Origin of the sequence: Streptomyces humidus, from assembly GCF_014649655.1 — a bacterium.
Classification (GTDB): Bacteria; Actinomycetota; Actinomycetes; order Streptomycetales; family Streptomycetaceae; genus Streptomyces; species Streptomyces humidus.
The window spans coordinates 51890-65600 of the sequence record NZ_BMTL01000040.1; the positions used below are offsets into that span (position 1 = coordinate 51890).

Annotated in this window: 11 protein-coding genes; 4 read left to right on the forward strand and 7 right to left on the reverse strand. The window is 73.1% G+C overall.

All coding sequences use genetic code 11. The annotated features are described in order from the left end of the window. Positions 1-384 precede the first annotated feature (384 nt). Entirely contained in the window at positions 385-2334 is a 1950-nt protein-coding gene (locus IE239_RS34920) for a Xaa-Pro dipeptidyl-peptidase (RefSeq protein WP_190153492.1), read from the forward strand. An 83-nt stretch (positions 2335-2417) separates the two neighbouring features. Here IE239_RS34920 and IE239_RS34925 read toward each other — a convergent pair whose 3' ends face one another. After that, entirely contained in the window at positions 2418-3374 is a 957-nt protein-coding gene (locus tag IE239_RS34925; RefSeq protein ID WP_190153493.1) for an NAD(P)/FAD-dependent oxidoreductase, read from the reverse strand. A 90-nt stretch (positions 3375-3464) separates the two neighbouring features. Here IE239_RS34925 and IE239_RS34930 point away from each other — a divergent pair, with 90 nt between their 5' ends. Next, entirely contained in the window at positions 3465-5108 is a 1644-nt protein-coding gene (locus IE239_RS34930; protein WP_190153494.1) for an ABC-F family ATP-binding cassette domain-containing protein, read from the forward strand. Here IE239_RS34930 and IE239_RS34935 read toward each other — a convergent pair. Continuing rightward, complete coding sequence (locus IE239_RS34935; protein ID WP_190153495.1) at positions 5105-6292, reverse strand: FAD-dependent oxidoreductase; 1188 nt, start codon at positions 6290-6292, stop codon at positions 5105-5107. The genes IE239_RS34930 and IE239_RS34935 overlap by 4 nt on opposite strands. A gap of 112 nt (positions 6293-6404) precedes the next feature. Between IE239_RS34935 and IE239_RS34940 the strand changes: the two genes are divergently transcribed. Next, complete coding sequence (locus tag IE239_RS34940; RefSeq protein WP_190153496.1) at positions 6405-7103, forward strand: TetR/AcrR family transcriptional regulator C-terminal domain-containing protein; 699 nt, start codon at positions 6405-6407, stop codon at positions 7101-7103. 382 nt (positions 7104-7485) lie between these two features. Here the strand turns inward: IE239_RS34940 and IE239_RS34945 are convergent, their stop codons facing one another. The 3 genes from IE239_RS34945 to IE239_RS34950 form a co-directional block, all read right to left on the reverse strand. Continuing rightward, complete coding sequence (locus IE239_RS34945) at positions 7486-9897, reverse strand: Tex family protein (RefSeq protein WP_190153497.1); 2412 nt, start codon at positions 9895-9897, stop codon at positions 7486-7488. Between the two features lie 98 nt (positions 9898-9995). After that, on the reverse strand, positions 9996-10127 hold the full coding sequence (locus tag IE239_RS43050) for an LPFR motif small protein (RefSeq protein ID WP_268254552.1): 132 nt from the start codon (positions 10125-10127) through the stop codon (positions 9996-9998). A gap of 181 nt (positions 10128-10308) precedes the next feature. Beyond that, complete coding sequence (locus IE239_RS34950) at positions 10309-11052, reverse strand: enoyl-CoA hydratase/isomerase family protein (protein ID WP_190153498.1); 744 nt, start codon at positions 11050-11052, stop codon at positions 10309-10311. A gap of 308 nt (positions 11053-11360) precedes the next feature. Here IE239_RS34950 and IE239_RS34955 point away from each other — a divergent pair, with 308 nt between their 5' ends. Then, a complete protein-coding gene (locus IE239_RS34955; RefSeq protein ID WP_190153519.1) occupies positions 11361-11879 on the forward strand; it encodes an ATP-binding protein in 519 nt (172 codons plus the stop codon). A 3-nt stretch (positions 11880-11882) separates the two neighbouring features. Here IE239_RS34955 and idi read toward each other — a convergent pair whose 3' ends face one another. Both idi and IE239_RS34965 read right to left on the reverse strand, forming a co-directional pair. After that, positions 11883-12476, reverse strand: a complete 594-nt coding sequence (gene idi, locus IE239_RS34960; protein ID WP_190153499.1) for an isopentenyl-diphosphate Delta-isomerase — start codon at positions 12474-12476, stop codon at positions 11883-11885. A 189-nt stretch (positions 12477-12665) separates the two neighbouring features. After that, a complete protein-coding gene (locus IE239_RS34965; RefSeq protein WP_190153500.1) occupies positions 12666-13607 on the reverse strand; it encodes a cation diffusion facilitator family transporter in 942 nt (313 codons plus the stop codon). Positions 13608-13711: the final 104 nt, after the last annotated feature.

Below are 13711 nucleotides of genomic sequence, written 5' to 3' on the forward strand. Positions count from 1 at the left end.
GCTCTCCCCGTTCTCTGCACCTGTCTGCCTGCACCGCTTGTTACCCAGAACCGCCCCGCACCAGACGGGAGTTCGGGAAGTTCCGGACGTGCCGCGGCCGGACCGGGAGGGTTCAGGCGCGTGGCCGCCGTGCGTCGCGGCGGTTTCCGCCTCGTCGCGCAGTGACTGCACCGCAGGCGCGCCCGGTCGTGGACGGCGGATGCCGAACCGGATCTCCGGGCCCGGGCCGCCCGGCTTCACCGTCCGGTCCCGTCACACGATCGCCGTTCGGCCGTCGGGAGCGAACCGCCGGACGGCCGTGTTCCGGCCACCGCCCGCCCCGCACTCACGCGGGCATCATCTGCCCTCTTCTGCACGGGAGTTGACGCGAGTACCGTCCCGCGCATGCCGACACGCACGCGCTTCACGACCTGGAGACCGCTCGCGACCGCCGTCATCACCCTCCTGACGGCTGCCTTACTCACCCCGGTGGCGGCCCACGGCGCACCACGCGAGAGCCGGCCCGTGTACTCCTACGCGGACGCCGTCCGCGAGGCCGTCTGGGTCGACACCGGGCTCGACGCCGACGGCGACGGCCGTACGGACCGGGTCGCCGCCGACATCGTCCGCCCCCGCGAGCCCGCCGCACAGGGCCGCAAGGTGCCCGTCATCATGGACGCGAGCCCCTACTACTCCTGCTGCGGGCGCGGCAACGAGGGGCAGCTCAAGACGTACGACGCGGCCGGGAACATCGTCCGGATGCCGCTGTTCTACGACAACTACTTCGTCCCGCGCGGCTATGCCGTCGTCGGCGTCGACCTGGCCGGCACCGGCCGCTCCGACGGCTGCGAGGACGTGGGAGGCCGCTTCGAGGTGCAGTCCGCCAAGGCGGTCGTCGACTGGCTGAACGGCCGCGCCAGGGCCTACACCACCCGCACCGGCTCCACAGCCGCCAGGGCGAGCTGGACCACCGGCGCGACGGGCATGATCGGCAAGAGCTGGGACGGCACCATAGCCAACGCCGTCGCCGCCACCGGCGTCCGGGGCCTGAGGACGATCGTCCCGATCAGCGCCATCTCCTCCTGGTACGACTACTACTTCGCCCAGGGCGCGCCCCTGTACGACTCCGGCCCCGACGCCCTCGCCGACTACGTCACCGCCCCCGAAGCGCGCGCCCGGTGCACCGCCGTCCAGCGCCGGCTCGTCGACGGGGCGCCCCGCACCGGCGACCGGACGGCGCTGTGGACCGAGCGTGACTACGTCAAGGACGCGCGCAAGGTGCGGGCCAGCGTCTTCCTCGTGCACGGCATGCAGGACCTCAACGTCCGCGCCAAGAACTTCGGCCAGTGGTGGGACGCCCTCGCGAAGAACGGCGTCGAGCGCAAGATCTGGCTCTCCCAGACCGGCCATGTCGACCCCTTCGACTTCCGCCGCGCCGACTGGGTCGACACCCTGCACCGCTGGTTCGACCACGAACTCCTCGGCTACGACAACGGCATCGACCGCGAGCCCATGGCCGACGTGGAACGTCACCCCGGCCAGTGGGTCACCTCGAAGGTCTGGCCGCCGCACGGCACCCGGACCGCGACCCTGCGCCCGGCCGCCGGCGACCGGCCCGGCGTCGGCGCCCTCGGCCTGCGCAAGGGCACGGGCAGGGCGACCTTCACCGACGACCAGCGGCTCGACGAGATGGACTGGGCCGCGCGGATCGACACGGCGACCCCCGACAAGGCCGGCTTCGTCACCGGCGCCCTCACCCACGGCCTGCGCCTGGCCGGCTCCTCCGAGGTCACGGTCACCGCCACGCCCACCACGGCGACGGCCCACCTCAGCGCCGTCCTCGTCGACCTCGGCCCCGACACCGTCCGGGACTACGCGGCGAGCGGCGAGGGCATCATCACCCGCGCCGACCGCACCTGCTGGGGCGAGAGCACCGCGGGCGACAGCGCCTGCTTCAAGGAGACCGAGGCCAGGACGGCCGACGTCGTCGCCACCGTCGTCAGCCGGGGCTGGGCCGACCTCGGCACCTACGCAGACCCGGGCAAGGGTGTGCCGCTGATCCCGGGCAGGGTGTACACGATCACCCTCGACCTCGCGGCCACCGATCACGTGGTCCCGGCCGGTCACCGCCTCGCGCTGATCGTGGCGGGCACCGACAAGGACCTCATCGACCCGCCCGCCGACACTCCTACGCTCACCGTGGACCTGGCCCGTACCTCGGCCCGGGTCCCCTTCGTCGGCGGAGCCGAGGCGTTCGCCGCCGCGACGGCCGGGGCACGGCCGGCCGTCACCGCCTCGCAGGGCTTCCCGCCGGCCGGTGCGGGCGCGCCTGGCCGCGGGCTCCGCATTCCCTGACCCGCCGGCGCGACTGCCCGAAACCGGTCGCGACAGGCCGAGACGGGCCAGGGAACGCGCACGCGCACCGGATCCGTGACCGGTCAGGAGGAGGCGGCCAGCGCGGCCGCCTCCTCCGCGCATCCCCAGGCCACGGTCACCCCGGCTCCGCCGTGTCCGTAGTGATGGACGACCGTGCGTCCGCCGGGCAGCGCCTGCCGCTCCAGCCGTACGGCCGGCCGGGCCGGCCGCAGGCCCACCCGGTGTGCCAGGATCCGCGCCCCGGCCACCTCCGGCCGCAGCGCGGCGCACCGCCGTACGATCGCCTCCGCCTGGGCGGGATCCGGTTCCAGGGACGAGACGCCGTCCTCGGACGTGCCGCCCAGCAGCAGCTGTCCCGGCTGGGGGAAGAAGTAGGTCAGCTCCCCGTCCGGGGCGGTGGACACCAGCCAGGTGTCCACCCCGGGGTTCTCCACCACGACCAGTTGCCCGCGCACCGGCCGCACCGAGGTGTCGCCGACCAGATCACGGGCGCCCAGGCCTGCGCAGTTGACCACGACCGGCGCGTCCACCGCCCCCAGGTCGGACACGGTGCGCTCCTCGACCGTGCCGCCCGCCCGCAGCAGTCGCGCCCGCAGCCACGGCAGATGCACCGCCATGTCGATCAGCGGCAGTCGCGCCCACACCGCGTTCCGCGCCGGGTGCTCGTGGGCGGCGGCCCGGCGCAGCGCGGGCAGCCGGCCCGCCGTCCAGCCCTCGACGTCCGCCGGGTCCACCTCGCCCATGGCGCCCTCGACCAGCCGCACCCCGGTCTCCTCGGGCCGCCCGGCCAGTTCCCGGTACACCTCGAGCGAACGCAGCGCCCACCGCCGTGCCGACGCCTTCGGCTCGATGTGGTACGGCCACCACAGCGCGCCCGCGACGGCGGAGGTGGTCCGCTCCGCGGCCTCCCGCGTCCATACCCGCACCCGCCGGCCGCGCTCGGCGAGGACGACGGCCGTCGTCAGCCCGACGACCCCGCTCCCGACGACGACGATCCCGCCGTTTCCCTGAGTGTCCACGCGGGGACGGTAGCCGACCCCGGCCCACGGCGTTCGGAGCGCAGCCCCGGCGACCGGGGGCGGCGCACGCCCACTAGGATCTACCGTCTGATGACTGCCACCCTCGTCGCCAAGAACCTCGCCGCCGGGCACGGCGACCGCTCCCTCTTCTCCGGGCTCGACCTCGTCGTCGCCCCCGGGGACGTGATCGGGCTGGTCGGAGCCAACGGCGCGGGCAAGTCCACCCTGCTGGAGCTGCTCGCCGGGCTCACCGCGCCCGAACAGGGCGAGCTGCGGCTCTCCCCGCCGACCGCGACCGTCGGCCATCTGCCCCAGGAACCGGAACGCCGGCCCGGCGAGAGCGTGCTGGACTTCCTCGCCCGCCGCACCGGCGTCGCCGAGGCGCAGCGCACGATGGACGAGGCCACCCAGGCGCTGGTCGACGGCGCGCCGGGCGCCGACGACGCCTACGCGACGAGCCTGGAACGCTGGCTCGGCCTCGGCGGCGCCGATCTCGACGAGCGTGCCGCGGAGATCGCCGGCTCGCTCGGGCTCGGCGTCGGCCTCGACCAGCCGATGACCTCCTTGTCCGGCGGCCAGGCCGCCCGCGCGGGTCTCGCCTCCCTGCTGCTGAGCCGCTACGACGTCTTCCTCCTCGACGAGCCGACGAACGACCTCGACCTCGACGGCCTGGAGCGTCTCGAACGCTTCGTGACCGGCCTGCGCGCCGGCACGGTCGTCGTCAGCCACGACCGGGAGTTCCTCACCCGCACGGTCACCAAGGTCCTCGAACTCGACCTCGCCCAGCAGCAGATCAACCTCTTCGGCGGCGGTTACGACGCCTACCTGGAGGAGCGGGACGTGGCCCGCCGGCACGCCCGCCAGGACTACGAGGAGTACGCCGACAAGAAGACCGCCCTGCTGGACCGGGCGCAGACCCAGCGTTCCTGGATGGACAAGGGCGTCAAGAACGCGCGCCGCAAGGCGGCCGACGACAACGACAAGATCGGCCGCAAGTTCCGCAGCGAGGCCAGCGAGAAGCAGGCCGCCAAGGCCCGGCAGACGCAGCGCATGATCGAGCGCCTGGAGGTCGTCGACGAGCCGCGCAAGGAGTGGGAGCTGCGCATGGAGATCGCGGCCGCCCCGCGCTCCGGCGCGGTCGTGGCCTCCCTGCGCGACGCCGAGGTGCGGCGCGGCGACTTCCGCCTCGGACCGGTCACCCTGCAGATCGACTGGGCCGACCGGGTCGCGGTGACCGGCGTGAACGGCGCGGGCAAGTCGACCCTGCTCGGCGCGCTCCTCGGCCGGATCCCGCTGGACGCCGGACACGCGGCCGTGGGGTCGGGAGTCCTGGTCGGCGAGGTCGACCAGGCGAGGCGGCTGTTCCACGGGGCGGAGTCGCTCCTCGACGCGTTCCGCGCCGCCGTCCCCGACACCGAACCGGCCGAGGTGCGCACCCTGCTGGCCAAGTTCGGCCTGAAGTCGGAGCACGTCATGCGCCCCGCGGTCACGCTGTCACCCGGCGAACGCACCCGCGCCGCCCTCGCGCTGCTGCAGGGCCGGGGTGTCAACCTCCTCGTCCTCGACGAGCCGACCAACCACCTCGACCTGCCGGCCATCGAACAGCTGGAGTCCGCCCTCGACGCCTACGAGGGCACGCTGCTGCTGGTCACCCACGACCGGCGCATGCTGGACGCCGTCCACGTCACGCGCCGGCTGGAGGTCGCGAACGGCAAGGTGACGGAGACCCGCTAGAGGTCGGGCCGGCCGGGTTGCGATCCGGCTGTCGGGGTCGGGTCAGTCGGCCTGGTCCGCGGCGCGAAGAGGTCGATGAATCCGGCCGGCGCCCGGTCGCCGAGCATGAGGGCCAGCATGTCGTGGGCCTCGGCGTAGAAGGGTTCGGTGCGGGTGAACAGCGCCTCTTCGTAGGCGGTGAGGGCCGCCTCGACGTCGTCGGGGTGGGCGGCGATCGCCTTGCCGAGTTCCGCGCCGTCGAACATCGCGAGGTTCGCGCCGTCACCGGACGGCGGCATCAGGTGTGCGGCGTCGCCGAGGAGCGTCACCCCGGGCACGCGCTCCCATCGGTGTCCGTCCGGGAGCGTGTGGATCGGGCGGGCGACCGGTGCGGTGTCGCCGTCGGTGATCAGCGCGGTGAGTTCCGGGGCCCAGCCGTCGAACTCGGCCGCCACCCGGGCGGTCGCGGCGGGGGCGTCGGTGAAGTCGACGGCGGCGATCCACTCGGCGGAACGGTTCAGCTCGACGTACGTGTGAAGGACGTTCCCCGCCTCGCGGTGCGCGATGATCCCCTTGCCCGGAGTCAGCGCGTACATGGCACCGGCCCCGACCGCTTCGGCCGCCGCGGTGTGCCGCTCGTCGGCGTCGTACAGGTGGATGTCGACGAACGTCGTGCCGGTGTACCGGGGCTCGGCGTCGGAGAGCAGGGGGCGGACCTTCGACCAGGCGCCGTCGGCGCCGATGAGGAGACCGCTGGTCGCTGTCGTGCCGTCGGTGAAGGTCAGCTCGTGCCGGCCGTCGCCGAGGGACCGGACACCGGCGACCTTGTGTCCCCACCGGACGGTCCGGTCGGGCAGCGAGTCGAGCAGGATCCGGCGCAGGTCGCCGCGGAGCACTTCGGGACGCTGTCCCGTGCCGTCGTCGGGGGCGTCGAACAGCAGCCTGCCCTGCGGGTCGAGGACGCGCGTCGCCTCGGCGCCCTGGTGGATGACCGCGCGGAACTCGTCGGTGAGTCCGGCGTCGGCGAGCGCGCGCTGCCCGTCGGCCTCGTGGATGTCGAGCTGGCCGCCCTGGGTGCGGGACGCCTCCGAGGGATCGCCCTCGTAGACCGTCGCCGCAATGCCGTGGACGTGCAGGACCCGGGCGAGGGTCAGGCCGCCGAGGCCGGCGCCGACGATGACGATCGGATGGTGGCTGGTGTTCATGGGTTTCCTCGTTTCCGCACGGCGCAGCGTCGGGCACGCACCCGACGTCCAAATGGACCGGCGTTCCATAAGCAATATGGAACGCCGGTCCAGGGTGTGTCAAAATGAGGTCATGCAGCGGACCCGGGGAAGAGCACCCACCGGAGGGCGCGCCGACGCCCTCTCACAAGAACTGATCGTCGAAGCGGCCGTCGCGCTGCTGGACGAGCTGGGCGAACGGGGGCTCACCTTCCGGCTGCTGGCCAAACAGCTGAAGACCGGGCCCGGCGCGCTGTACTGGCATGTGTCGAACAAGGACGAACTCGTCGCCCTGGCCGCCGACCAGGTGCTCGGTCACGCCTTCGCGGCGGACCCGGGCTCCGGGGAAGACGCCGGCTCCGGGCTGCGCGCGCTCGCCGTCGCCGTCTTCGACGCCCTGGACCGGCACCCGTGGGCCGCGTCGCATGTGTCCGCGCCGCCCACGCTGGCGAACGCGCTGCGCCTGCTCGACCGCATCGGCACCCTGGTCGCCGGGACCGCCTTGCCCGCCGAACGCCATTTCGAGGTCGCCACCGCGATCTCCTACTACATCACCGGCGTCAGCGCGCAGATCATCGCCCCGCGCACCGTCCACGACGCGACCGTCAGCCGCGACGCCTTCCTCGCCCGGACCGCCCGACGCTGGGAGGCACTCGACGCCGCCGACTACCCCTTCCTGACACGCGCCACCGAGCACCTGCGCGATCACGCCGACCGCGACCAGTTCACCACCGGCCTCGACCTGCTCCTGGGCGGCCTGAACACGGCCGCGGGCCCGCGGCCGCCCGTGTGAGCCGCGGTCCACGCGGTGCCGGGCCACCGACCGCTCGATCGCTCGACGGCTCGACCGCTCGGCCGCCCGTGCCGCCGTGGACCGTGGCGAAGAACCTCAGCGGCACCGCGAAACCTGGCCGGTTCGCGCCCGGCTTGTGTCCGCAAGCGCTTCTCGTCGTCCTCGGGCAGCGTGAAGACCTCGATCGGGTCTGCGCGTCGCGGGCGTCCTGGGGGCAGGTTCGCAGGTCCGCAGGCCGGCCTCGGGTTCGCGTCCGCTCAGGGGGGCGCTCCGCCGACCGGACGGTGTCCGTCGAAGGGGACTTGCGCCGGAGGAGGGGTGGCCGGCCCGCCGGCGCCCGGCCCGCGTGAGGGGACCGGGCGCCGACGGGGTCACCGGCTTCTCAGCTCCGGCCCTTCTTCGGGTCGAGCAGGCCCGCCTTGCGCAGCGCGTCGGCCATGGCGCTGTTCGCCGGCGGCTGCGCCGCCTGCCGCGAGCCGCCGCCGCGCTGCTGCCCGCCGCCCTGCTGCTGTCGCTGGCGCTGCTGGGGCGGACGGCCCCCGCCGCCGCGCTGCTGACGTCCGCCGCCGGACGGCTGCCCCTGGTCGCCGGGCGCGGCGGCCTCGTCGTCCAGCCGGAGCGTCAGGGAGATCCGCTTGCGCGGGATGTCCACGTCGAGGACCTTCACCTTGACGATGTCACCGGGCTTGACGACCTCCCGCGGGTCCTTGACGAAGGTCTTCGACAGCGCGGAGACGTGCGCCAGGCCGTCCTGGTGGACGCCGACGTCGATGAACGCCCCGAACGCCGCCACGTTGGTGACGACGCCTTCCAGGACCATCCCGGGGGTCAGGTCGGAGATCTTCTCCACACCCTCCTTGAAGACGGCCGTCCTGAACGCCGGCCGCGGGTCGCGCCCGGGCTTCTCCAGCTCCTTGAGGATGTCGGTGACGGTCGGCAGACCGAACGTCTCGTCCACGAAGTCCGTCGGCCGCAGCGAGCGCAGCACCGCCGTGTTGCCCACCAGCGAGGCCACCTCCTGTCCGGAGGTCTTCACCATGCGCCGCACCACCGGATAGGCCTCCGGGTGCACGCTGGAGGCGTCCAGCGGGTCGGAGCCGCCGCGGATCCGCAGGAAGCCCGCGCACTGCTCGTAGGCCTTGGGGCCGAGCCGCGGCACCTTCTTCAGCTCCGTGCGGGATGTGAACGGACCGTTGGCGTCCCGGTGCGCCACGATGTTCTCCGCCAGCCCGGAGGTGATGCCGGAGACCCGGGCGAGCAGCGGCGCGGAGGCCGTGTTGACGTCGACGCCCACGCCGTTCACGCAGTCCTCCACCACCGCGTCCAGCGAACGCGACAGCTTCACCTCGGACAGGTCGTGCTGGTACTGCCCGACGCCGATCGACTTCGGGTCGATCTTCACCAGCTCGGCGAGCGGGTCCTGCAGCCGGCGCGCGATCGAGACGGCGCCGCGCAGCGAGACGTCCATGTCCGGCAGTTCCTGCGAGGCGAACGCGGAGGCCGAGTACACGGAGGCGCCGGCCTCGGACACCATCACCTTGGTGAGCTTCAGCTCGGGGTGTCCGGCGATCAGCTCGGCGGCGAGCCGGTCGGTCTCGCGGGACGCGGTGCCGTTGCCGATGGCGATCAGGTCGACCGCGTGCTCCGCGGCCAGCCGCGCCAGCTTGGCGATCGCCTCGTCCCACTTGTTCGCCGGGACGTGCGGGTAGATGACGTCCGTGGCGACGACCTTCCCGGTCGCGTCGACGACGGCGACCTTCACGCCGGTCCGGAAACCGGGGTCCAGGCCCAGCGTCGCGCGCGTGCCCGCCGGGGCGGCGAGCAGCAGGTCGCGCAGGTTGGCGGCGAAGACGTTCACGGCCTCGTCCTCGGCGGCCGTCCGCAGCCGCAGCCGCAGGTCGATGCCGAGGTGCACCAGAATGCGGGTGCGCCAGGCCCAGCGCACGGTGTCGGTCAGCCACTTGTCGGCCGGGCGGCCGCGGTCCGCGATGCCGAAACGGCCGGCGACGATGCCCTCGTACGAGGAGGGGCCGGGCTGTCCGGAGGGCTCCTCGGGCTCCAGGACGAGGTCGAGCACGTCCTCCTTCTCGCCGCGCAGCATCGCCAGGATCCGGTGCGAGGGCAGCGCGGTGAACGGCTCGGAGAAGTCGAAGTAGTCGGCGAACTTCGCGCCGGCCTCCTCCTTGCCCTCGCGCACCTTCGCGGCGAGCCGGCCGCGCCCCCACATGCGCTCGCGCAGCTCGCCGATCAGGTCGGCGTCCTCCGAGAACCGCTCCGTCAGGATGGCCCGCGCGCCGTCCAGCGCCGCCTGCGCGTCGGCGACGCCCTTGCCGGCGTCGACGAACGCGGCGGCGGCCGCGAGCGGGTCGACCGACGGATCGCCGAGCAGCCCCTGCGCGAGCGGTTCGAGGCCCGCCTCGCGGGCGATCTGAGCCTTGGTGCGCCGCTTGGGCTTGTAGGGGAGGTAGACGTCCTCCAGGCGCGCCTTGGTCTCGGCACCCCGGATCTGCGCCTCCAGCGCGTCGGTGAGCTTGCCCTGCTCGCGCACCGACTCCAGGATCGCCGACCGCCGCTCCTCCAGCTCCCGCAGATAGCGCAGCCGCTCCTCGAGCGTGCGCAGCTGCGCATCGTCGAGCATCTCGGTCGCTTCCTTGCGGTAGCGGGCGATGAAGGGCACCGTGGAGCCGCCGTCGAGCAGCTCCACGGCCGCTCTGACCTGCCGTTCCCGTACGCCGAGTTCCTCGGCGATCCTGCCTTCGATGGATCCTGCTTCGATGGACCCGGGTGTCGTCACGATCCCCTACCGCCTTCTCCACTGAGGTTGCGCGGCAATTGTGGCAGGTGGCACGGACAACGGGGGATCAGGGCGGACACCCGGCGTGGGGCCGGGGCTCAGGCCCTGCGGCCGTGGGCGGTGTCCGAGGCGCCGCCGAACAGCCGGGCCACCGCCCGGAACGGCAGCGTCACCACGGTGGCCACCGCCGAGCCGATCTGCCGCAGTACGTCTCCGATCGCACGGAACACGTGAGTCCCCTCTCGCCCTGGTCCTGCCGGACCTCGACTTGCGCTTTCCGATGTCCGGGTACCGCGACACGGCGCGAACATGCATCCTGCCTGCCCCCCGGACGGCGCTCGCGTGCGGACCGTCAGCGGCCCGGCCCGAGTCCCCGGCGCGGCGCTGCCCGGCGTCCGCGACCCGCGCGGCTCACACGGTCCAGGTGAACCGCGGTCCCCTGCCCTCCAGGAACGCGGCGACGCCCTCGGCGGTCTCGCCGCTGCCGCGTGCCTGCGCGGCCCAGTGGGAGTCCCGGTCCGTGCGCCCGTTGGCGAACTCCTTGGCGGCGGCCTGCGTCAGCTGCGAGCGCGACACCAGGACGCGGGTGAACTCCGGGACGCGCTCGTCGAGTTCCTCCGCGGCGAGCACCTCGTCCACCAGTCCCGTGCGCAGTGCCCGTTCGGCGTTGATCAACTCACCTGAGAACAGCAGGTACTTCGTGGTCGCCGGACCGACCAGCGCCGCCAGCCGCCGGGTGGAGGACGACGGGTACACGATCCCGAGCTTCGCCGGCGTCACCCCGAACAGCGCGCCCTCCTCGGCGAACCGCAGGTCGCACGCCGCCGCGAGCTGCGTGCCCCCGCCCACGCAGTGCCCCCGGACCACCGCCAGCGTCGGCTTGGGGAACGCGGCGAGGGCCTCCTCGGCCCGCACGGCCAGCGCCTGCGGCGCCTCCGGCGCCTCCTGGAGCGTGGAGATGTCGGCTCCCGCGCAGAAGGTGCCGCCCGCGCCGGTCAGCACCAGCGCCCGCACACCGGGGTCGGCGGCCAGAGTGTCCAGCAGCGGGGGCAGCCCCGCCCACATCGCGGCCGTCATGGCGTTGCGCTTCGCGGGATGGTGCAGGACGACAGTGGCGACCTGGTCGGTGACGCCGTACAGCAATTCGGGCTCCATGCACGGATGTTAACCACCCGGCTCCTCGCATGATCGAGGCGGTTCACGCGAGGCGGCGACACGCGGCGGGCGATGTCGGCGGCGAAGGGGCCGAAAGGGAGAAGCGGCGCCGGCGAACCCGTACAACCCGAAGAGTGCGTGAAGGCGGCGCAGACGCGACAGAAACGGTCCTGCGCCCGACGGTGTCCTTCTGATCGAGTCGGAAACGCTCATTAACCGCTGACTTCTGTTCAGTCATCCGGAGGTGAGTGTCTCGTTCCCACACTCGACGTGTGGTGACAATCGAGCGCGAGGACGGCGACCGGACGATGGACGATCACGGGCGCGGGTCCGACCCCCGCCCAGCGGGCGGACCGGCCGCACCTTCGGGACCTCTTGACGAGGCCGAACCGCGACCGCTGCCCTACGAAGGCGTGTGGCGGTTCACCGCGGACGCCGTGGACGCCTCGGTCCCGCAGGCGCGGCACGCCGTGCGCGACCTGCTCCGCCGCCAGGGCGTGCCGGTCCCCGACGACCTGGCCCAGGCGCTCCTGCTGATCGTCTCCGAGCTGGTGACCAACGCCGTCCGGCACGCGGCGGTGCTGTCGCCCACGCTCGAGGTGGAGATCGCCGTCGGAGCCGAGTGGGTGCGGGTCGCCGTCGAGGACAGCCACCCCTACCGCCCGACCGCCCTGGAGGCCGACCACGCCCGCACGGGCGGCCGCGGACTGCTCCTGGTACGGGAGCTCACCAGGGAGGCGGGCGGGGTGTGCGACGTCGAGCACACGGCGAGCGGCGGCAAGGTTGTCTGGGCCGCCCTGCCGCTCAAGCCGGTGCCGCTGCCCTGAACGTCACCAGCCGGCCGAGGGTCCGGTCAGCTCCCTGACCGCCGGCCGCGCGGCGTCCAGCACGGTCATGAACCAGGAGGAGAACGGGGCCTCGGCATGCCGTGCGGCCAGCTCGGCGGGCGTCACGTAGGCCGTGTCGCCGACCTCCTGCGCGTCCGGCCGCAGCGGAGCCTGCACCAGCCCGACGAACAGGTGGTTGTACTCCTGCTCCACCAGGCCGGAGTCCGGGTCCGGGTGGTTGTAGCGGACCGTGCCCGCCTCGGCGAGCAACGACGGGGAGACGCCCAGCTCCTCGAACGTGCGCCGCGCCGCCGCCGCGAACGGCGCCTCGCCGGGATAGGGGTGACCGCAGCAGGTGTTCGACCACACGCCGGGGGAGTGGTACTTGCCGAGCGCCCGCTGCTGCAGGAGCAGCCTGCCGCGTTCGTCGAACAGGAACACCGAGAACGCGCGGTGCAGTTGCCCCGGCGGCTGATGGGCGGCGAGCTTCTCCGCGGTGCCGATCGTGACGCCGTTCTCGTCGACCAGCTCCAGCAAGATCGCTTCAGCGGTGCCGTTCGACGAGTTGTGTGTCGCGGTGGCAGGTGTGATCGGCATACCCATCCTTAAGCATCGGTCCTCGCGTCCCCAGTCTGCCGTACGCGCCCGGCACTCCCGGCACTTCGCGCGAACGCGCGCATGTCCCGCGCGCGGCAGGAGACCCGGTAGCTGATCTTGCCCGGCGCGGGGGGCGGGGAACCGCCCGGAACGCCTGTGCGGATACGCCGTCGGGGAACGCGCGGACCTTCAGTGACAGAGCCGCGCCTCGTGCTCCGCGTGTCCGCCGGGCTCCAGCTGGAAGGTGCAGTGCTCCACGTCGAAGTGGTCGCCCAGACAGCCCTGGAGCTCGTGCAGCATCTTCTCGTGGCCGATCGCGTTCAGCGCGTCCGAGTCCACCACCACGTGCGCCGACAGCACCGGCATCCCCGAGGTGATCGTCCAGGCGTGCAGGTCGTGGACGTCCTGCACCCCGTCCAGGGCCAGGAGATGGGACCGCACCTCCGCCATGTCGACGTCCTTGGGGGCCGACTCCAGCAGCACGTCGAGCGTCTCGCGCAGCAGCTTCACGGTCCGCGGCACGATCATCAGGCCGATGGCGAGCGAGGCGACCGGGTCCGCGGTCTGCCAGCCGGTGGTCAGGATCACCACCGCCGAGACGATCACCGCCACCGAGCCGAGCGCGTCCGCGGCCACCTCCAGGAACGCCCCGCGCACGTTCAGGCTGTCCGCCTGGCCGCGCATCAGCAGAGTGAGCGAGATCATGTTCGCGACCAGGCCGACCGCGCCGAACCAGATCATCAGCCCGGCCTCGGTGGGGGCCGGCGTGAGGAACCGCTGGACCGCCTCGTACAGGACGTAGCCGCCCACTCCGAGCAGCAGCAGACAGTTGGCGAGGGCGGCCAGGATCTCCGCGCGGGCCAGCCCGAAGGTGCGGTTGGCGCTCGGCGGCCGGTTGGCGAAGTGGATGGCGAGCAGCGCCATGCCCAGGCCCAGCGCGTCCGTCGCCATGTGCGCCGCGTCCGCGATCAGCGCGAGGGAGTCGGCGAGCAGCCCGCCGACGATCTCGACCGCCATGACGCCGAGCGTGATCGACAGGGCGACCCGCAGCCTGCCGCGGTACGCCGCCGCGGCCGTGCCGGTGGCCGGCGCGTGCGTGTGGGTGTGGCCGTGGTCGTGCCCAGCCCCCATGGAAGCCGCCCCTTCGTGATCGGTCGTGTCCCGCCCTGGGCCACAGTCAACTACGGGTGGGGGGTATCCGGCAACGCGGCACTGAACACCGTTGTCATGTGCCC

Bases quoted from the DNA above. Each gene is read 5' to 3' on its own strand.
- IE239_RS34920 (WP_190153492.1), top strand. From the start codon at position 385: ATGCCGACACGCACGCGCTTCACGACCTGGAGACCGCTCGCGACCGCC.
- IE239_RS34930 (WP_190153494.1), top strand. From the start codon at position 3,465: ATGACTGCCACCCTCGTCGCCAAGAACCTCGCCGCCGGGCACGGCGAC.
- IE239_RS34935 (WP_190153495.1), bottom strand. From the start codon at position 6,292: ATGAACACCAGCCACCATCCGATCGTCATCGTCGGCGCCGGCCTCGGC.
- IE239_RS34940 (WP_190153496.1), top strand. From the start codon at position 6,405: ATGCAGCGGACCCGGGGAAGAGCACCCACCGGAGGGCGCGCCGACGCC.
- IE239_RS34950 (WP_190153498.1), bottom strand. From the start codon at position 11,052: ATGGAGCCCGAATTGCTGTACGGCGTCACCGACCAGGTCGCCACTGTC.
- IE239_RS34955 (WP_190153519.1), top strand. From the start codon at position 11,361: ATGGACGATCACGGGCGCGGGTCCGACCCCCGCCCAGCGGGCGGACCG.
- idi (WP_190153499.1), bottom strand. From the start codon at position 12,476: ATGCCGATCACACCTGCCACCGCGACACACAACTCGTCGAACGGCACC.
- IE239_RS34965 (WP_190153500.1), bottom strand. From the start codon at position 13,607: ATGGGGGCTGGGCACGACCACGGCCACACCCACACGCACGCGCCGGCC.